Consider the following 19094-nt stretch of genomic DNA (forward strand, 5'->3'; position numbering starts at 1 on the left):
ACCCGCCCGGACGTCCGGACGCCCGCACCCCCGTACGGGGCGCGGGCGTCCGGACGCACCGACGGTCCCGCCGGCTACCGCACCTCGACCGCCTCCAGGCCCAGGTCCAGATCCAGTTCCGGCGTCCGCGCCGCCGTCGCAGCCCGGACCAGCGCCTGCATCACCCGGAGGTCGTCCCCCTGCTCGGGGTGCCACTGCACGCCGAGCGTGAATCCCGGTCCCTCCACCGCCTCCACCGTCCCGTCCGGTGCGTGCGCGCCGACCCGCAGGCCCGTGCCGAGCCGGTCCACCGCCTGGTGGTGGAAGGTCGGCACGGTCAGTTCGGGCTCCGGCAGCAGCCCGCCGAGCAGCGTCCCGGGCACCGGCCGCACCACGTGCGTGCCGTACTTGCCGGGGGAGCCGGTGTGCACGTCCACCTCGACGACGTCCGGCAGGTGCTGCACCAGCGTGCCCCCGCAGACGACGTTCAGGACCTGCATGCCCCGGCAGATCCCCAGCAGCGGCATGCCCGCCGCGAGCGCCGCCCGCAGCAGCGCGCACTCCCAGACGTCCCGCTCGACGGTGTCCACGTCGGTGAGCGGGTGCGGCTGCTGCCCGTAGTAGGCGGGGTCGATGTCCGGTCCGCCCGCCACGACCAGGGCGTCCAGTCGCGCCAGCACCTCCGGCGCGCGTTCCGGGGCGTCCGGCGGCAGCAGCACCGCGATCCCGCCCGAGTCCTTGACGTACGAGGTGTACCGCTCGGGCACCAGGGCCACCCGGCGGTCCCTCCAGTCGCTCCAACTCGCGTCCACCAGATAGGTGCTGACGCCGACAAAAGGCCTGCGATCCATGGCGGGCATTCTCCTCCCGTGCCGCCCGATACATCGCCAACCACGCATATCGGCGCGCCACACCAGCCCGCCCTCTTCCGCGCCGTCCGTGACAGGCCGTACGGTTCCCTGTGACCACGTGATCTCACAGCGTGATCGACGAGGAGGGTGTCCGCCATGAACGACCACGTCGCCGCGCCAGGCAGCGCCGCCGCTGCGCCGACCGCCCAGCCCGGCGCCACCGGCTCTGCCGGACCCGGCGCCGGGTCCGGCAGAGCCGTGTCGGCCGCGTCGCGCCGTGCCCCGCTGGCCCTGGACGAGCTGCGCGCCCTGGTCGACGCCGGCGAGATCCACACCGTCGCGCTCGCCTTCACCGACATGCAGGGCAGACTCCAGGGCAAGCGCTTCGCCGCCCGGTTCTTCCTCGACGAGGTGGCCGAGAACGGCGCGGAGGCCTGCGACTACCTGCTCGCCGTCGACATCGACCTCAACACGGTGGACGGCTACGCCCTCTCCTCCTGGGAGACCGGCTACGGCGACTTCGCGATGCGCCCCGACCTCGACACCCTCCGGCTCACGCCCTGGCAGCCGGGCACCGCCCAGGTCACCGCCGACCTCGCCCGGCACGGTGGACGTCCGGTCGCCGCGGCGCCCCGCCAGCTGCTGCGCCGCCAGATCGAGCGGCTGGCCGAACAGGGCCTGGCCGCCGACATCGGCACGGAGCTGGAGTTCCTGGTCTTCCGCGACACCTACGAGCAGGCCTGGCAGGGCGGTTACCGCAGCCTGACCCCGGCCAACCTCTACAACGTCGACTACTCGCTGCTCGGCACCGCCCGGGTCGAGCCGCTGCTCTCCCGGATCCGCATCGAGATGGCCGGCGCCGGCCTGGTGGTGGAGTCCGCCAAGGGGGAGTGCAACCTCGGCCAGCACGAGATCGCCTTCCGCTACACGGACGCGCTCACCACCTGCGACCAGCACAGCGTCTACAAGACCGGTGCCAAGGAGATCGCCGCCCAACTGGGCTGCGCGCTCACCTTCATGGCCAAGTACGACGAGCGCGAGGGCAACAGCTGCCACATCCACCTCTCGCTGCGCGACGCCGTCGGCGCCCCGGCCTTCGCCGACCCCGACGGTCGGATGACCGACACCATGCGGCACTTCCTGGCCGGCCAGCTGCTCGCGCTGCGCGAGTTCACCCTGCTGTACGCGCCCAACATCAACTCCTACAAGCGGTACCGGCCGGGTTCGTTCGCCCCGACGGCGGTCGCCTGGGGCCGGGACAACCGCACCTGCGCCTACCGGGTGGTGGGCCGCGGCCCGGGCCTGCGGATGGAGAACCGGGTGCCCGGCGGGGACGTCAACCCGTATCTCGCGGTGGCCGGCATGATCGCGGCCGGCCTGCACGGGGTACAGCAGAAGCTGGAACTGCCCGCGCCCTGCCTGGGCAACGCCTACGCCGTCGAGGACTACGCCCGGGTGCCCGGCTCGCTCCGCGAGGCGGCCGACCTGTGGGGCGCGAGCGAGCTCGCCCGCGCCGCGTTCGGGGACGACGTGGTCGAGCACTACCTGCACATGGCCAGGGTCGAACAGGCCGCCTACGACAGCGCCATCACCGACTGGGAGCGCTACCGATCCTTCGAGCGGATGTGACCACCATCGACACCACCAGTGACACCGCCACCGCCACCGCCACCGCCGGCCACGGGTCCGGCGCGGGACCCGCCGTCTCCGTCGTCCTCAACCCCGCCACCGGCGAGACCCTCGCCACCGTCCCGGACACCACCCCGGAGCGGCTGGACGCCGCCGTCCAGCGCGCCGTCAAGGCGCAGCAGGGCTGGGCCGCCCTCGCTCCCGGCGAGCGGGCCCGGCTGCTGCGGCGCTTCGCCGACCAGGTCGAGGTGCACGTCCCCGAACTCGCCGGACTGGAGGTCGCCGAGGCCGGCCACACCGTCGGGACCGCCCACTGGGAGGCGGGCAACGTCCGCGACCTGCTGGAGTACGCGGCCGGGGGAGTGGAGCGGCTGACCGGGCGGCAGATCCCGGTGGCCGGCGGCCTGGACGTCACGTTCCACGAGCCGGTCGGCGTGGTGGGGGTGATCGCGCCGTGGAACTTCCCGATGCCGATCGCCGCCTGGGGCTTCGCCCCCGCCCTCGCCGCCGGGAACGCGGTGCTGCTGAAGCCCGCCGAGGCCACCCCGCTGACCGCACTGCGGCTGGCCGAACTCGCCCTCGCCGCCGGACTGCCCGAGGGCCTGTTCCAGGTGGTCCCGGGTGCGGGCCCGACCACCGGCCGGGCCCTGGTCGACCACCCCGCCGTCCGCAAGATCGTCTTCACCGGTTCGACGGTGGTCGGCAAGGAGGTCGCCGCCCGCTGCGCGGCCCGGGCCAAGCGGGTCACCCTCGAACTCGGCGGCAAGAGCCCCAACATCGTCTTCGCCGACGCCGACCTCGCCGGGGCCGCCGATCCGATGTCCTTCCTCGACAACAGCGGTCAGGACTGCTGCGCCCGCAGCCGGATCCTGGTCCAGCGTGCGGTCTACGACGACTTCCTCGCCCTGCTGCTGCCCGCCGTCGAGGCGGTCCGCACCGGTGACCCGGCCGACCCGGAGACCCAGCTGGGCCCGCTGATCTCGGCCGCGCAGGTCCGCCGGGTGGCGTCGTTCGTCACCCCGGACCTTCCCGTGCTGGCCCGCGGCGCCGTGCCGGACGGCCCCGGCTTCTGGTACCCGCCGACGGTGCTGGCGCCCACCGACCCGGACGCGCCGGCGGTCACCGAGGAGGTCTTCGGTCCGGTCGCCGTCGTGCTGCCCTTCGAGGACGAGGCGGACGCCCTGCGGCTCGCCAACGCCACCCGCTACGGCCTCTCCGGTTCGATCTGGACCCGCGACCTCGGCCGGGCCCTGCGCCTGGCCCGGGGCGTCGCGGCGGGCAACCTCTCCGTCAACTCGCACTCCTCGGTGCGGTACTGGACGCCGTTCGGCGGATTCGGCGAGTCCGGTGTCGGCCGGGAACTCGGGCCCGACGCGCTGACCCACTTCACCGAGACCAAGAACGTCTTCATCCGGACCGAGGAGTAGGAGCACACCGTGACCCGGAAGTCCCACGAGACCCACGAGAGCCAGGAGCCCGGTGCCCCGGTCTGCCGGCGGCTGGTCGGCCGTACCGCGGTGATCACCGGAGCCGGCAGCGGCATCGGCCTCGCCGCCGCGCGCAGGCTCGCCTCCGAGGGGGCGAAGGTGGTCTGCGCCGATCTCGACGAGGCCACCGGCAAGGCGGCCGCGCAGGAGGTCGACGGCCTGTTCGTGCACACCGACGTCACCGACCCGTACATGGTCGAGGCGCTCTTCGACCAGGCCTACGAGACGTTCGGCAGCGTCGACGTCGCGTTCAACAGCGCGGGCATCTCGCCGCCGGAGGACGACTCCATCCTGACCACCGGGCTGGATGCCTGGCGGCGGGTCCAGGAGGTCAACCTGACCTCGGTCTACCTCTGCTGCAAGGCCGCGCTGCCGTACATGCGCCGGCACGGGCGCGGCTCGATCATCAACACCGCCAGCTTCGTGGCCCGGATGGGCGCGGCCACCTCGCAGATCTCCTACACCGCCTCCAAGGGCGGGGTGCTGGCGATGTCCCGGGAGCTGGGCGTGCAGTTCGCCCGGGAGGGCATCCGGGTCAACGCGCTCTCGCCCGGGCCGGTGGACACCCCGATGCTCCGGGAGCTGTTCGCCAAGGACCCGGAGCGGGCGGCGCGGCGGCTGGTGCACATCCCGCTGGGCCGGTTCGCGCGGCCCGAGGAGATCGCCGCCGCCGTGGCGTTCCTCGCCAGCGACGACTCCTCCTTCATCACGGCGAGCGAGTTCCTGGTGGACGGCGGGATCTCGGGGGCCTACGTGACCCCGCTGTAGCCCTCCGGGACGGGCCGCCGGGACGGGCCCCGGCCGGGCCGCCGGGAGGGTCCGGAATCGGTCCGTCCGGGCGGCCCCGCCGCTTCTCACCGTAATCTCATGGAAAATGCCGGGAATTCGGTGTCCCGCTGATATCGCGTTTATCCGGTTCCCTTTAGATTCTGTGTCGTGAGCGAGCAGATCCCCGCCGGGTGGTACCCGGACCCGAAGGACATCACCGGCGACCCGCGACCCCAGCGCTGGTGGGACGGCACGGGCTGGACGGCCAGCACCCGGCCCGCACCCTCGGACGCGCCGCCGCCGGAGTCCCCGGCGGCCGGCGCTCCGGGGCCGGACACGACCGCCGAGACCCGGGTGCTGGAGGGGGAGGTACTGGAGGGCGGTCCGTCGGCCCGCTATCCGGAACCGCCCCCCTTCGGTACCGCCTACGGCTCGCCCGTGCCGCCGCCCCCCAAGGTGCGGCGCCGGCCGTCCAAGCTCGTGGTCGCCGCGACGGTGGCGGCCCTGCTCGGGCTGGGCGCCGGCTCGGGCATCACCTATCTGGCGATGGACGACCACGGGGACCGGCAGCGGTCCGCCCGTCCCGGCTTCCCGAACGGCCCGTACGGCGAGGGCGGCCCGTGGCGGGGCCTGCCGGACCTCGGCGGCCCCGGCGACCAGGGCAACGGCCAGGGCAACGGGAACGGCAACAACGGCAACGGCAACAGCGGCAAGGGCGGCAACGGCAACGGCGGCGGCGACAGCAAGGGCGGCGACGGCGGCAACGGCGGCCAGGACGACGGCACGGCCAAGGGCCGCGACAAGGCCGTCGACGTGGTGAACCGGCTCGTCCTGCCCGTCCCGTCCGGCTGGGAGGGCGGGACCACCCGGGACGGCTTCGCCGCGCTCAGCATCGGCTCGTACACCTGCGAGGGCGGCGGGACCTGCTCGCTCGGCGGTGCCAACAGCGGCCGGATCGCCGGCGGCGGCACCGACGCCCAGGCGGCGGCCAAGGCCGACATCGAGAAGGCGGCCAAGGACTCCTACAACGAGCTGGTCTCGCACGAGGAGCTGAAGTCCGAGGCGGTCAAGGTCGACGGCCGGGACGGCTACCTGGTCCGCTGGAAGGTGGACGCGGCCAAGGGCAACGACGGGTACGTGCAGACCGTGGTCTTCCCGTCCGCCGACGGGAAGACCCTGGTCTCGGTGCACCTCGGCTTCGACATCACCCCCAAGGCGCCCGAGCTGTCGGTGATGGACACCATCGTCAAGGGCATCGACGACTACAGCGGCAAGCTGCCGGCCGTCCCGGGCCTCCCCGGTGGACCCGACGACGGCGCCGGTACCGCGACGACCTGACCCGGGCCGTGGGCCGGGACCGCAGCGGTCCCGGCCGGCCGCGGGAGACAGCGGTGGGCGGCACCGTCCAGGCGCCGCCCACCGCACCGCTCACACACGGCGGCGGCCCGCCCGGAGGGATCCGGGCGGGCCGCCGCCGTTCACGGCGTGGTGGACGTTCGCCGGGCCCGGACCTCACGGGGGTTGAGATCCGGCCCCGGCTTCCGGCAGTCAGCCGTCGTGTCGAACAGCCTCGACCCGACGACGCCGGAGCACCATGCCGGCCCAGCCGACGCCGACGGCGGCGGCACCGGCGAGCAGCAGCGGGCCGGTGGCCGAGCCGCCGCCCACCGCGGCACTGTTGGTCGGGACGACCGCGCCAGCCGGCTCGTTGGCGTTGCCGCCGTGCCCGTGGTGGGCCACGGTGGACTTGCCCAGGCCGGCGGAGATCTGCTCCTCGCTCGGCGCGGCCGGGGCCTGCGCGGTGAGCGCGGTGGTCCCGCCGGTCACCGCCGCCTTGCCGAAGTCGATGTCGGAGCAGCTGTAGAACGCCTCGGGGCTGTCGGTCCGCTGCCACACCATGTACAGCAGCTGGCGGCCGGTGCGCTGCGGCAGGGTCCCGCTGTAGTTGTAGTAGCCGTTGTCGGAGGTCCGGCTGGTCGGGACCTGGGCGACGGGGAGGGCGTCGAGGTCCGACCACTTCAGCGGCTTGGTCGGGTCCCAGCTCTGCTTGGTGATGTAGATGGTCTGGTTGCCCTGGTGCGCGGCGGTGACCCGGAACTTGAAGTCGACCTTGCCGGGGGTGACCGCGCTGGCCGGCCAGTCGGCGCGCGGCAGGTCCAGCGCCTTGTACTTGTCGCGGTTGGCGGAGCACAGCTTGCCGTCCGGGATGATGGCCTGGTGGCGGCCGTCCGCGTTGGCGATGTTGACCTCGTTCCAGTCGTACAGCGGCTGGGTGCCGCTCAGGGAGACGAGGTCCTTGCAGATCTGCGACTTGGGGGTCTCGGGGCCCTCCGCGTAGCAGGCCGCGATCCGGCTGACCGGGTTGGTGACGGTGCCGTGAGCGCCGGCGGTGCCGATGCCGGTGACCGAGACGGTGAGGACGGCGGCGCCGATGACGCCGACGGACATGGCGGTTCGCTTCATGGACATGGGGTGGGGACTCCTTGACCGTGTTCCCGGGTCGAAGATGTGGGGGAGTGCCGGACACGTCTGTCCGAGGGGCCCGCCGACCCGGCGCGCCGGCCCCTGAGCTGAGCGTATGATTGGACTAGACCAGCTGGCAATAGGCCGTTCTGAGCCACTTTTTGACGGACTGTAGCCCTGCGAACAGCACAAAGGCCCGATCGGATGCCGGAGTTAGGCATCCCATCGGGCCCTCTTAAGGTGCGGCCAAGGTTCGGCGGCCGGGGCGGGTCAGGGGTCGGTTCGTCCGATGGTGACCGAGCCCGCGGTGCCCGCCTGGATGACGCTGCCCTGCACCGTCCCGCCGCTGATCGCGATGTTCAACGAGCCGGTCGCGGGCTTCGGCAGCCTCGGCCCGAACTCCTCCAGGAGGGCTTCGAGTTCCCGGGCCGCAGCGGGGTTCTCGTGGAGCGCCTCACGGAGCCGGGCGCGCCAGCCGCCGGTCAGGTCCTCGACCGCCCGGGTGTCGCCGGCCTCCTGCGCGCGGGTGACGGCCGCCCTGGAGCGTTCCAGTGCGGCCTCCTCCGCCTCGTCTCCCTCGCCGCGTCCCAGCCACGAGCCGAAGCGCGAACGGGCCTGCGTCCAGAACTCGGTGGCCATCAGCCCGACCAGCGTGCTGGCGCCGGCCGTCACCAACTGCACGACTTCCGCTTCCACGGTCTCCCCCTCCGTCGGCGTGGTCCTCGCATCCGCTCCACGGTAGTGGAACCGGGCCCGCGCGCGAGGCGGAACCGTGCAGCTCAGGAACCCTGCGGCGGGGGTTTCGCCGCAGGGAGGACGCCCCGTGCGACCCCCGCGCCGCACGAGCCCCGCACGACCCGGGAGCCGCGCGACGCGGTCCGTGCGGGGCGCGTGCGGTCCGTCCGGTCCGGGGACCGGACGGGGTTCAGAGGAAGGTCTGCCGCTCGCCCCGGTAGGTCGGCACGGTAAGCACCACCGCGTCCCCCTCGACCAGGTGCAACTCGGCGAACCGCTCGCACAGTTCGCCCGCCTTGGCGTGCCGGAACCAGACGCGGTCGCCGATCAGCAGGTCGTCGGCGGCCGAGCCGAGCAACGGGGTCTGCACCTCCCCGGCCCCTTCCATCGGGTCGTACCGCAGCCCCGGCGGCAGGTACGGCACGGGGGAGCGGTCAGGGCCGGCCGCGCCCGACGCCGGATAGCCGCCGCCGAGGACCGTCACCACACCGACCCCGGGCCGGCGCACCACCGGCTGGCCGAAAAGGGCGGCGGGCCGCCCCTGGAACGACCGGTAGTTGTCGAACAACCGGGGCTGGTACAGCCCGGAGCCGGCCGCCACCTCGGTCACCGCGCGCTCCGCCGCCGTCGACTCGACGCTCCCGGTGCCGCCGCCGTTGACGAACTCCAGCTCGGCGACCCGGCGCAGCAGCCGGACCGCCTCCGCCCGCCGCCCGGCGAGCTCGGTCCGCGCCCTGGTCTGCATCACCCGGACCAGCCGGGAGCGCACCGGGCGCCCGGGCACCGCGTCCCCCACCCCGGCCACGTGCCCCTCGTACGCCATCAGCCCGACCACCCGGAAGCCCCGGCGGCGCTGGACCAGCTCGGCGAAGGCCGCGAGGTCCCCGGGGGCGCGTAGCGGGGAGCGCCGGGCGCCGACCCGGACCCGCCCGCCGAGCAGGTGCAGCGCGGTGTCGAGTTCCAGGCAGACCCGGACCTCGGCGGTGCCCGCCCGGGCCGCGTCGACCAGGTCCAGCTGGGCCGGGTCGTCCAGCAGGACGGTGACGGCGGCGGCGAGCTCCGGGTCGGCGGTCAGCTCGGCGAAGCCGGCGCGGTCGGTGGAGGGGTAGGCCAGGAGGATGTCGCGCAGGCCCGAGCGGGCCAGCCAGAGCGACTCGGCGAGGGTGAAGCTCATCACCCCGGCGAAGCCGTCCGTGGCCAGGGCCCGTTCCAGCAGGGCCCGGCAGCGCACCGACTTGCTGGCCACCCGGATCGGCTTGCCCGCCGCGCGGCGCACCAGGTCGGCGGCGTTGGCGTCGAACGCGGCCAGGTCGACGACGGCCACCGGGCCGTCCAGGTGGGCGGTGGCCCGGTCGTACCGGGCGCGGTCGGCCGCCGGGGAGGAGGTCGCGGCGGCGCGGGCAGCAGCTTCGAGGGTGGCCATGGGCGCAGAGTGCCACACCTCACTACCGGCCGGTAGGGGATGGGCCGGGCGTGTCGGGCCGGGTTCCGGGGACCTTCGGTCCGTGGGCGGGGCCCGCACGGTGGCATAGGGTCGGCCGGGTGGACCGCAAGAACATCCCCAACCCCGGATTCGCCGCCGACGACGGCGCCGCAGACCCGGCCCTGGCCGCCGCGCTCGCCCGCTGGTCGCAGGACCGCACGGCCGAGCCGGAGGTGCTCGCGGCGCTCGCGCCCACCCGGCTGATGGTGCCGATCGTGGCGATCCTCGGCGAGGTCGAGCTGGACGAGCACGGGCACCGGCACGAGAAGACCAGCGACATGGCCGTCCCCGTGGTCGAGGCCGCCGACGGCCGTCGCGCCCTGCCGGCCTTCACCTCGCTGGAGACCCTGGCCCGCTGGCGCGCGGACGCCCGCCCGGCGCCGGTGGCGGCCCCGCAGGCCGCGATGGTCGCGTTCTCCGAGCGCGCCGACACCCTGCTGGTCGACCCGGCCGGACCGGTCGCCTTCCGGCTGTCCGGCGCCCGGCTGCGCGCGCTGGCCGAGAACCGGCCCCACCTGCCGCCGGTGGCCGATCCCGAGGTGCGGGAGGCGGTGCGGGCGCTGCTGGCCGCGGAGCCCGCCGTGGTGCGCGGCCTGCTGGCGCCCTACCAGGACGCGGACGGTCTGCTCGCGGTGGTGCTGGACGAGGGGCTGGAGCGCGAGGCGGTCCAGGAGGCGGCCCGGCGGATCGGGCGGGCGGTCAGCGAGGACCCGGTGCTGCGGGTCCGGCTCGACCGGGGCCTGAGCCTGGCGGTGCTGCCCGCGGACGCCGGGCTGCCGGGGGAGCCGCTCTACCGGCGGTAGCCGCCGGGGTGCGGACCGGGAGGGCGGGCGCCGACGGGCCGCCCGGTGAGGTCCGCGGGAGCTGGCCGGAGCCCCGACGGGCGCGGCCGCGGCGGCCGCCCGGCCGGAATCAGCACGGGGGAAAAGCACGAGGTCCCCCCGGAACGTGGTTCCGGGGGGACCCCTGAGGTGCCGCCGCTCGGCGCGGCGGACCGGATGCTCAGGCGTAGACCGGCCCGGTGAACTTCTCGCCGGGGCCGGAGCCGGGCGCGTCCGGGACGACCGAGGCCTCGCGGAAGGCGAGCTGGAGCGAGCGCAGGCCGTCCCGCAGCGGCGCCGCGTGGAAGTTGCTGATCTCCGGGGCGCCGGCGGTGACCAGCCCGGCCAGCGCGGTGATCAGCTTGCGGGCCTCGTCGAGGTCCTTGTCCTTCTCGCCGCCCTCGGCGAGACCGCACTTGACCGCGGCGGCACTCATCAGGTGCACCGCGACGGTGGTGATCACCTCGACGGCGGGGACCTCGGCGATGTCCCGGGTGAGGTCGTCGAAGCCGATCGCCTCGTCGTCCGCGGCGGGGTTCTGGGTGGGCTCGCTGCTCAAGGGGGGCTCGTTCCGTCGTGCCGGTCTCCGTACAGAGGGAGCGTACAAGGGGTGGCGCGGAGGGGCGGAATGGCCTTCGGCCCCGGGGCGCTGTATGCTTCGAGACTGACCGGCCAGGCGTTCTCACGGATGTCCGGCCAGCAAGTGGAGGCTCCACTTCAGGAGGCCCGAGAGGGCAACCGCGAAAGTCTCCCACCCGATCGACCTCCGGGTCGACGGGTCCCGGTCCGCGACGGGCGCCCAGTGTGCCGACGTCGCCGCAGCGCCCCTCACCGGGCGTCGCCCCCGGTTGTGTGGAGCCCCGCTTGTACCGAGCGGGGCTTTTTTCGTGTCGCGGTGTGGTTGCCCTCCAGGGCTTCGGCCCACAGCGCAGCACGAATGAAGCCCCGCCCAGTGGTCGAGTCCACTACGTGCGACCGCCGCCCGACGGCCGCATCGCAGAAGTTGTGCAACCGAGGAGGCCCCATCAGCACCGAGCCCCGCATCAACGACCGGATTCGCGTCCCCGAGGTGCGACTCGTCGGTCCCAGCGGCGAGCAGGTCGGCATCGTGCCGCTTGCCAAGGCGCTGGAGCTCGCGCAGGAGTACGACCTCGACCTGGTCGAGGTCGCGGCGACCGCCCGGCCGCCGGTGTGCAAGCTCATGGACTACGGCAAGTTCAAGTACGAGTCGGCCATGAAGGCCCGTGAGGCGCGCAAGAACCAGGCGCACACGGTCATCAAGGAGATGAAGCTCCGGCCGAAGATCGACCCGCACGACTATGACACCAAGAAGGGTCACGTCGTTCGGTTCCTCAAGCAGGGCGACAAGGTCAAGATCACGATCATGTTCCGTGGTCGTGAGCAGTCCCGTCCCGAGCTGGGCTTCCGGCTGCTTCAGCGACTCGCCGACGACGTCCAGGACCTGGGCTTCATCGAGTCCTCGCCGAAGCAGGACGGCCGTAACATGATCATGGTTCTCGGCCCGCACAAGAAGAAGACCGAAGCGATGGCCGAGGCCCGCGCGATCGCGGACGCCCGCAAGGCCGAGCGTCAGGGCCGCAACACCGGCCCCGAGGCCGACGACGACGCAGCGCTTGAGGCAGAGAACGCCGCCGCCGAGGCGGAGGCCGACGAGATCGACGAGGCCGACGAGGCCGACGAGTCCGACGTCGAGGCCGCCACCGAGGTCGAGCAGCCGGCCGAGGCCTCCCAGGGCGCCTGACCCTTCACGGGCCAGAGCAGTCCGGGAGACCGGCCACCACGGAGACGGGGCGCCCGCCCGGTCACCGCAGATCCATCCTTCACGCCCGCGCGGCGCACACCGCGCGGGCGTGGACGGACCGACGAGGAGATACGGCGAAATGCCGAAGCAGAAGACGCACAGTGGCGCCAGCAAGCGCTTCAAGATCAGTGGCTCTGGCAAGGTGCTGCGCGAGCGCGCCGGCCGCCGCCACCTCCTGGAGCACAAGCCCTCGACGCTGACCCGCAAGCTGGCCGGCACCGTCGAGCTGGCCCCCGCCGACGCCAAGAAGATCAAGAAGCTTCTCGGCAAGTGATCGCCCTCCCGCCCGGTGCGAGCCGTGTGCGGGGCAGCTGATCCTTCCCGACCCATTCGAATGACGGACCACGTGAAGTAGTCCGTGGTCCAATCCAAGGAGTAATCAAGTGGCACGCGTCAAGCGGGCAGTCAACGCCCACAAGAAGCGCCGGGTCATCCTGGAGCGCGCCAGCGGCTACCGCGGCCAGCGCTCGCGCCTGTACCGCAAGGCCAAGGAGCAGGTCACCCACTCGCTGGTCTACAACTTCAACGACCGCAAGAAGCGCAAGGGCGACTTCCGTCAGCTGTGGATCCAGCGCATCAACGCTGCGGCCCGTGCCAACGGCATCACCTACAACCGCTTCGTGCAGGGCCTGAAGGCCGCCAGCGTCGAGATCGACCGCAAGATGCTGGCCGACCTCGCCGTCAACGACCCGGGCGCGTTCGCCACGCTGGTCGAGGTGGCCCAGAAGGCGCTGCCGGCCGACGTGAACGCCCCGAAGGCCGCCGCCGACGCCGCCTGATCTTCCTGGATCAGTCGAGTTGAGCTGACCGGACCCGCAGGCTCGATCCTGCGGGTCCGGTTTTGCGTTCCGACCGCCACCGGTCCGCACCGAGCACCGGCGGGCTGCGCGCGCCGGCGGTCCGCGCGGACCGACGGTCCCTGTCGCCCGCCCGCCACAGGTCCGCACAGAGTCCGCACCAGAGACGAGATCATGCCGAGCACCGAGACCCCCCTGCTGACCTCCCTGCGCTCTCCCCGCGTGGTCGCCGCCCGGCGGCTCGCCAAGCGGAACCAGCGCGGCAAGGAACGCCGCTTCCTCGCCGAGGGCCCGCAGGCCGTCCGCGAGGCGATCGCGTTCGGGCGGCTGCCGGACTCGGGCGAGCACGCCGTCGTCGAGGTGTACGTCACCCCGGAGGCCGCCGAGCGGCACGCCGGCATCGTCGACGCCGCCCTCGCCGAGGACCTGCCGGTGCTCACCGCCACCGACGAGGTCGTCGCCGGGATCTGCGACACCGTGACCCCGCAGGGCATCGTCGCGCTCTGCCGGTTCATCGACACGCCGTTCGCCGACGTGCTCGCCGCCCGCCCGAAGCTCGTCGCGGTGCTCGCGCACGTCCGCGACCCCGGGAACGCCGGCACCGTGCTGCGCACCGCCGACGCGGCCGGCGCGGACGCCGTGGTGCTCACCGACGCCTCGGTGGACCTGTACAACCCGAAGGCCGTCCGGGCCTCGGTCGGCAGCCTGTTCCACCTGCCGGTCGCGGTCGGCGTGCCGGTCGAGGAGGCGATCGGTCGCCTGCGCGAGGCCGGCGTCCGGGTGCTCGCCGCCGACGGCGCGGGGGAGCGCGACCTCGACCGGGAGCTCGACGAGGGCACCCTGGGCGCGCCCGGCGCATGGGTGTTCGGCAACGAGGCGTGGGGGCTCCCGGAGGAGACCCGCGCACTCGCCGACGAGGTGGTGCGCGTGCCGATCCACGGACACGCCGAGAGCCTCAACCTGGCCACCGCCGCCGCCGTGTGCCTCTACGCCTCCGCCCGGGCCCAGCGCTCGCCCGGCGGGTGCCGCGCGGTGGGGTAGCCGCCCCCTCAAGTCGTCGCGGACCCTATGACCGGGCGCTGCGAGACGCTAGGGTCTGCCTCGGTGGGGGGAAAGACACGGTGGGTAATCGGGGAGGACACCCATGGTCGGCAGCGGGCCAGAGCTCGACCCGGACGACCTGCCGGACGGCCTGGTGGTCGCCGACGCCCTGGGCCGGGTGGTCTGTTTCAACCGCGCCGCCGCCCGGCTCACCGGTATCCGCCCGCAGGCCGCCCTCGGCAGCGTGCTGGAGGACGCCCTCCCGCTGGAGGACCTCGACGGCCGCCGCTGGTGGCAGCTGACCGACCCGTACGGCGGCCTGGCGATCCGCACCAGCCAGCCGGAGCGCAACCTGCTGCTGCCCGGCGGCCGCGAGGTGCTGGTCTCCGCCCGGTACGTCCGCGCGCTGCCGCAGGGGCCGGTGCAGCGGCTGGTGATCGCCCTGCGCGGCACCGAGGCGCGCCGCCGCACCGAACGCAGCCACGCCGAGCTGATCGCCACCGTCGCGCACGAGCTGCGCTCGCCGCTGACCAGCGTCAAGGGGTTCACCGCCACGCTGCTGGCCAAGTGGGAACGGTTCACCGACGGGCAGAAGCGGCTGATGCTGGAGACCGTGGACGCCGACGCCGACCGGGTCACCCGGCTGATCGCCGAACTGCTGGACATCTCCCGGATCGACGCCGGCCGGCTGGAGCTGCGCAAGCAGGTGGTCGACCTGACCGCCGCCGTCCGCCGCCACGTCGAGCGGAAGGTGGCCACCGGCATCCCCGAGGACCGCTTCGACATCCGCGTCGCCGAGTCCCTGACCGTCCTGTGGGCGGACCCGGACAAGGTCGACCAGGTCCTGGCGAACCTGCTCGAAAATGCCGTGCGCCACGGCGAGGGGACTGTCACCATCGAGGTGGCACCGGCCAAGGAGGTCGTCGAGGCACCCGTGTGGGAGCGCTCCGGCACCCCGCCCCGCATCGTGGAAGGCACAGCGGTCACCGTGAGCGACGAAGGCAGCGGCATCCCCGAGGACTCGATGCCGCGCGTCTTCACCCGCTTCTGGCGCGGCTCCAAGCGCGGCGGCACGGGCCTGGGCCTCTACATCGTCAAGGGCATCGTCGAGGCCCACGGCGGCTCGATCCGGGTCGACCGCGCGCCCGGCGGCGGAGCCCGGTTCCGATTTATCCTGCCCTCCGGGGTGCCCGACTTCATGCTCTGACCGAGCTCGGACGACCAGCGGAGCACGCTGGGAGCGGCCCCCGGACGGGCTTCACGGCAGCTGCGCTACGCGCTGCGACTACACTCGACCCTTGGCGTTGTGGGACGCCCTGCGCGGTGGCGCCGCGGACACCCCTCCTCCCCGTACGGAGATCCTCCCGGATCGTCCTGCACGGAGGACGGGCCTGCCCGTGGCCCGGCCACGTCGGGCGTGACGCGATGGGACCCTCCTGCCCGCTGGCGGGACAGGAGGGAGCGAGCCCCCCCTTACCTGAGCACGGACGAGCAGGAGCACGGGAAAGATAGAGATGTCGGCACCCAACAAGTCGTACGACCCGGTCGAGGTCGAGGCCCTCAAGCCCGAGGTGGTGGAGGCGGCCCGGAGCGAGGCGCTCGCCGCGTTCGCCGCCGCCACCAGCCTGGACGAGCTGAAGCAGGCCAAGGTCGCCCACACCGGCGACCGTTCCGCGCTCTCCCTCGCCAACCGCGAGATCGGCGCCCTGCCCCCGCACGCCAAGGCCGCCGCCGGCAAGCTGATCGGCCAGGCCCGGGGCGCCGTCAACCAGGCGCTCGCCAAGCGGCAGACCGAGCTGGAGGCGGAGCGCGACGCCCGCGTGCTGGTCGAGGAGGCGGTGGACGTCACGCTGCCGTACGACCGCGCCCCGCGCGGCGCCCGGCACCCGCTGACCACGCTGGCCGAGCGTATCGAGGACACCTTCGTCGCGATGGGCTACCAGGTCGCCGAGGGCCCCGAGGTCGAGGCCGAGTGGCTCAACTTCGACGCGCTCAACCTGGGCCCGGACCACCCGGCGCGCTCCATGCAGGACACCTTCTTCGTGCAGGCCCCGGACGGCTCCGCCGACTCCGGCGTGGTGCTGCGCACCCAGACCTCCCCGGTCCAGGCGCGCACCATGCTCGACCGCGAGCCCCCCGTGTACGTCGTCTGCCCCGGCCGGGTCTACCGGACCGACGAGCTGGACGCGACCCACACCCCGGTCTTCCGCCAGGTCGAGGGTCTGGCCGTCGACGAGGGCATCACCTTCGCCGACCTCAAGGGCACCATCGAGCAGCTGGTCTCGACCCTGATCGGCGACGGCCTGGAGCTGCGCTGGCGGCCCTCGTACTTCCCGTTCACCGAGCCGAGCGCGGAGATCGACCTCCAGTGCTTCGTCTGCCGCGGCGAGTCGGTGGGCAACCCCGACAGGCCCTGCCGGACCTGCGGCTCCGAGGGCTGGATCGAGCTCGGCGGCTGCGGCGTCGTCAACCCCCGGGTGCTGGTCGCCTGCGGGATCGACCCCAACCGCTACAGCGGGTTCGCCTTCGGCCTGGGCCTGGAGCGGATCCTGATGAACCGTCACAACGTCGCCGACATGCGCGACATGGTCGAGGGTGACGTGCGTTTCACCCTCCCGTTCGGGATGGAGATCTGATGCGCGTCCCGCTTTCCTGGCTGCGCGAGTACGTCGACCTGCCGGCCGGCGAGACCGGCCGTGACGTGGCCGAGCGCCTGGTCCGGGCCGGCCTGGAGGTCGAGACCGTCGAGCAGATCGGCGCCGACCTCAAGGGCCCGCTGGTGGTCGGCGAGGTGCTCTCCATCGAGGAGCTGTCCGGCTTCAAGAAGCCGATCCGGCACTGCTTCGTGAACGTCGGCGACGCCAACGGCACCGGCGCCCCGCAGGAGATCGTCTGCGGCGCGACCAACTTCGCCGTCGGCGACAAGGTCGTCGTGGTGCTCCCGGGCGCCGTGCTTCCCGGCCCGTTCCCGATCGCCGCCCGCCAGACCTACGGCCACACCTCGGCCGGCATGATCTGCTCCGCCCGCGAGCTGGGCATGGGCGACGACCACAACGGCATCATCGTGCTCCCGCCCGAGTTCGAGCCCGGCACCGACGCCGTCGAGCTGCTCCAGCTCGTCGACGAGGTGCTCGACATCGCCGTCACCCCGGACCGCGGCTACTGCCTCTCGCTGCGCGGCGTGGCCCGCGAGGCCGCCGCCGCGTACGGGCTGCCGCTGGCCGACCCGGCGCTGCTCGACGTGCCGCCGGCGAACTCCTTCGGCTACCTCGTGAAGGTCGCCGACCCGGTCGGCTGCGACCGGTTCGTGGCGCGCACCGTGATCGGCCTCGACCCCGCCGCCAAGTCCCCGCTCTGGCTCCAGCGCCGGCTGCAGAAGGCGGGCATCCGCCCGATCTCGCTGGCCGTCGACATCACCAACTACGTGATGCTGGAGGTCGGCCAGCCGCTGCACGCCTACGACAAGCAGCGCGTCGACGGCCCGATCACGGTCCGCCGGGCGGAGCAGGGCGAGACCCTCACCACGCTGGACGGCGTCAAGCGCACGCTGTCCGCCGAGGACCTGCTGATCTGCGACAACAGCGGCCCGATCGGCCTCGCCGGCGTCATGGGCGGCGCCTCCACCGAGATCCTCGACCCGGCCGCGGGGCCGGGCACCACCGAGGTGATCATCGAGGCGGCGCACTTCGACCCGGTCGTCATCGCCCGCGGCGCCAAGCGGCACAAGCTGCCCTCCGAGGCGTCCAAGCGCTTCGAGCGCGGCGTCGACCCGGAGGCCGCCCGCGCCGCCGCGCAGCGCGCGGTCGACCTGCTGGTGCTGATCGCCGGCGGCACCGCGGAGGCCGGTGTCACCGACATCGCCGCCCCGCACCCGGTGCGCACCATCACCATCGCCGCCGATCTGCCCGACCGGGTGGCCGGCACCGCGTACGGCCGCGAGACCGTCACCCGGCGCCTCCAGGAGATCGGCTGCTCGGTCGCCGGCGCCGACGTGCTGGAGGTCACCCCGCCGACCTGGCGTCCCGACCTCACCGACCCGTACGACCTCGCCGAGGAGGTCATCCGCCTGGAGGGGTACGACAACGTGCCCGCGCGGATGCCCACCGTGCCGCCGGGCAAGGGTCTGACCGAGGCCCAGCGGATCCACCGCCGGGTCGGCGTGGCGCTGGCCGCCGCCGGCTACGTCGAGGTCAACAACTACCCGTTCGTCGGCGAGGCCGCCTTCGAGGCGCTCGGCCTGGAGAAGGACGACCGCCGCCGCCGTACGGTCAAGCTGGTCAATCCGCTCAACGACGAGGAGCCGGCGCTGCGCACCACGCTGCTGCCGGGCCTCCTCGGGGCGCTGCGCCGCAACGTCGGCCGCGGCAACACCGACCTGGCGGTCTTCGAGACCGGCACCGTCTTCCTGCCCAAGGACGAGCTGTCCGTCGCGCCGCGCCCGGCCGTCGACCGCCGTCCGAGTGACGGGGAACTGGCCGCGCTGGACGCCGCGCTGCCGCACCAGCCGCGCCGGGTCGCCGTCGCGCTGGCCGGCGAGCGGCTGCCGTCCGGCTGGTGGGGCAAGGGCGCCGGGGCGTCCTGGGCGGACGCCGTCGAGGCGGCCCGCACGGTGGCCCGCGCCGCCGGCGTCGAGCTGGCCGTGCGTCAGGGCCGGCTGCTGCCCTGGCACCCGGGCCGCTGCGCCGAGCTGGTCGTCGCCGGCACCGACCGGGTGGTCGGCCACGCCGGTGAGCTGCACCCGCGCGCCGTCAAGGCGCTGGGTCTGCCGGAGCGGACCGCGGCGATGGAGCTCGACCTCGACCTGCTGACCGCCGACGGCGCCGAGCGGGTCTCCGGCCCGGCGGTCTCCGGCTTCCCGGTGGCCACCCAGGACGTCGCGCTGATCGTCGACACCGCCGTGCCGGCCGCCGAGGTGGAGGCCGCGCTGCGTTCGGGCGCCGGGGACCTGCTGGAGGCCCTCCGGCTGTTCGACGTCTTCACCGGCGAGCAGGTCGGCGAGGGCAAGAAGTCCCTGGCGTACGCGCTGCGGTTCCGTGCCGCGGACCGGACGCTGACCGCCGAGGAGGCGACCGCCGCCCGCGAGGCGGCCGTCGCCGAGGCCGTCGCCCGCACCGGAGCGGTGCTGCGCGGCGCCTGATCCGCGCCTGATCCGCGCAACCGGTGAAGGGCCCCGGCCCGGACGTTCCTCCGTCCGGGCCGGGGCCCTTCGGCGTGGCCG

The 19094-nt window shown here is 73.7% G+C and carries 17 protein-coding genes; 12 read left to right on the top strand and 5 right to left on the bottom strand.

All coding sequences use genetic code 11. From position 1 onward, the window contains the following. Positions 1-74 precede the first annotated feature (74 nt). On the bottom strand, positions 75-830 hold the full coding sequence (locus tag PUR56_RS18775; RefSeq protein ID WP_329949790.1) for a gamma-glutamyl-gamma-aminobutyrate hydrolase family protein: 756 nt from the start codon (positions 828-830) through the stop codon (positions 75-77). A gap of 156 nt (positions 831-986) precedes the next feature. Here PUR56_RS18775 and PUR56_RS18780 point away from each other — a divergent pair, with 156 nt between their 5' ends. From PUR56_RS18780 to PUR56_RS18795, 4 genes are all read left to right on the top strand, one after another. Beyond that, entirely contained in the window at positions 987-2459 is a 1473-nt protein-coding gene (locus PUR56_RS18780) for a glutamine synthetase family protein (protein ID WP_380364301.1), read from the top strand. Next, on the top strand, positions 2456-3886 hold the full coding sequence (locus PUR56_RS18785) for an aldehyde dehydrogenase family protein (protein WP_443034527.1): 1431 nt from the start codon (positions 2456-2458) through the stop codon (positions 3884-3886). The genes PUR56_RS18780 and PUR56_RS18785 overlap by 4 nt, the downstream gene beginning before the upstream one ends. A gap of 9 nt (positions 3887-3895) precedes the next feature. Beyond that, positions 3896-4714, top strand: a complete 819-nt coding sequence (locus PUR56_RS18790) for a 3-oxoacyl-ACP reductase (RefSeq protein ID WP_329949791.1) — start codon at positions 3896-3898, stop codon at positions 4712-4714. Between the two features lie 168 nt (positions 4715-4882). After that, positions 4883-6052, top strand: a complete 1170-nt coding sequence (locus tag PUR56_RS18795; protein WP_329949792.1) for a DUF2510 domain-containing protein — start codon at positions 4883-4885, stop codon at positions 6050-6052. Between the two features lie 210 nt (positions 6053-6262). Here PUR56_RS18795 and PUR56_RS18800 read toward each other — a convergent pair whose 3' ends face one another. The 3 genes from PUR56_RS18800 to PUR56_RS18810 form a co-directional block, all read right to left on the bottom strand. Then, the gene (locus PUR56_RS18800) at positions 6263-7183 is read right to left on the bottom strand and encodes a lytic polysaccharide monooxygenase auxiliary activity family 9 protein (RefSeq protein ID WP_329949793.1); all 921 of its coding nucleotides are present in this window, start codon (positions 7181-7183) and stop codon (positions 6263-6265) included. A 264-nt stretch (positions 7184-7447) separates the two neighbouring features. Further along, complete coding sequence (locus tag PUR56_RS18805; RefSeq protein WP_329949794.1) at positions 7448-7873, bottom strand: hypothetical protein; 426 nt, start codon at positions 7871-7873, stop codon at positions 7448-7450. A gap of 229 nt (positions 7874-8102) precedes the next feature. After that, positions 8103-9335 carry an amino acid deaminase/aldolase gene (locus PUR56_RS18810; protein WP_329949795.1) on the bottom strand — a complete coding sequence of 411 codons (1233 nt, stop codon included), beginning with the start codon at positions 9333-9335 and terminating at the stop codon, positions 8103-8105. 119 nt (positions 9336-9454) lie between these two features. Between PUR56_RS18810 and PUR56_RS18815 the strand changes: the two genes are divergently transcribed. Further along, entirely contained in the window at positions 9455-10198 is a 744-nt protein-coding gene (locus PUR56_RS18815; RefSeq protein ID WP_329949796.1) for an SseB family protein, read from the top strand. Positions 10199-10397: 199 nt separating this feature from the next. Here PUR56_RS18815 and PUR56_RS18820 read toward each other — a convergent pair whose 3' ends face one another. Further along, on the bottom strand, positions 10398-10775 hold the full coding sequence (locus tag PUR56_RS18820) for a DUF1844 domain-containing protein (RefSeq protein ID WP_329882326.1): 378 nt from the start codon (positions 10773-10775) through the stop codon (positions 10398-10400). Positions 10776-11219: 444 nt separating this feature from the next. Here PUR56_RS18820 and infC point away from each other — a divergent pair, with 444 nt between their 5' ends. The 7 genes from infC (at position 11220) to pheT (ending at position 19013) form a co-directional block, all read left to right on the top strand. After that, positions 11220-11978, top strand: coding sequence for a translation initiation factor IF-3 (gene infC / locus PUR56_RS18825; RefSeq protein WP_329949797.1), 759 nt, complete (start codon positions 11220-11222; stop codon positions 11976-11978). A gap of 139 nt (positions 11979-12117) precedes the next feature. After that, positions 12118-12312 carry a 50S ribosomal protein L35 gene (gene rpmI / locus PUR56_RS18830; RefSeq protein WP_030055648.1) on the top strand — a complete coding sequence of 65 codons (195 nt, stop codon included), beginning with the start codon at positions 12118-12120 and terminating at the stop codon, positions 12310-12312. A 109-nt stretch (positions 12313-12421) separates the two neighbouring features. Beyond that, positions 12422-12817, top strand: coding sequence for a 50S ribosomal protein L20 (gene rplT / locus PUR56_RS18835; RefSeq protein ID WP_327675850.1), 396 nt, complete (start codon positions 12422-12424; stop codon positions 12815-12817). 192 nt (positions 12818-13009) lie between these two features. Next, on the top strand, positions 13010-13876 hold the full coding sequence (locus PUR56_RS18840; RefSeq protein WP_329882320.1) for a TrmH family RNA methyltransferase: 867 nt from the start codon (positions 13010-13012) through the stop codon (positions 13874-13876). Between the two features lie 103 nt (positions 13877-13979). After that, positions 13980-15083 carry a sensor histidine kinase gene (locus PUR56_RS18845; protein ID WP_329949798.1) on the top strand — a complete coding sequence of 368 codons (1104 nt, stop codon included), beginning with the start codon at positions 13980-13982 and terminating at the stop codon, positions 15081-15083. Positions 15084-15390: 307 nt separating this feature from the next. Continuing rightward, complete coding sequence (gene pheS, locus PUR56_RS18850) at positions 15391-16512, top strand: phenylalanine--tRNA ligase subunit alpha (RefSeq protein WP_329882318.1); 1122 nt, start codon at positions 15391-15393, stop codon at positions 16510-16512. Then, positions 16512-19013, top strand: coding sequence for a phenylalanine--tRNA ligase subunit beta (gene pheT / locus PUR56_RS18855; RefSeq protein ID WP_329949799.1), 2502 nt, complete (start codon positions 16512-16514; stop codon positions 19011-19013). Before pheS ends, pheT begins: the two co-directional genes overlap by 1 nt. Positions 19014-19094 lie beyond the last annotated feature (81 nt).

This window comes from Streptomyces sp. BE303 (genome assembly GCF_036290945.1).
Taxonomy (GTDB): Bacteria; Actinomycetota; Actinomycetes; order Streptomycetales; family Streptomycetaceae; genus Kitasatospora.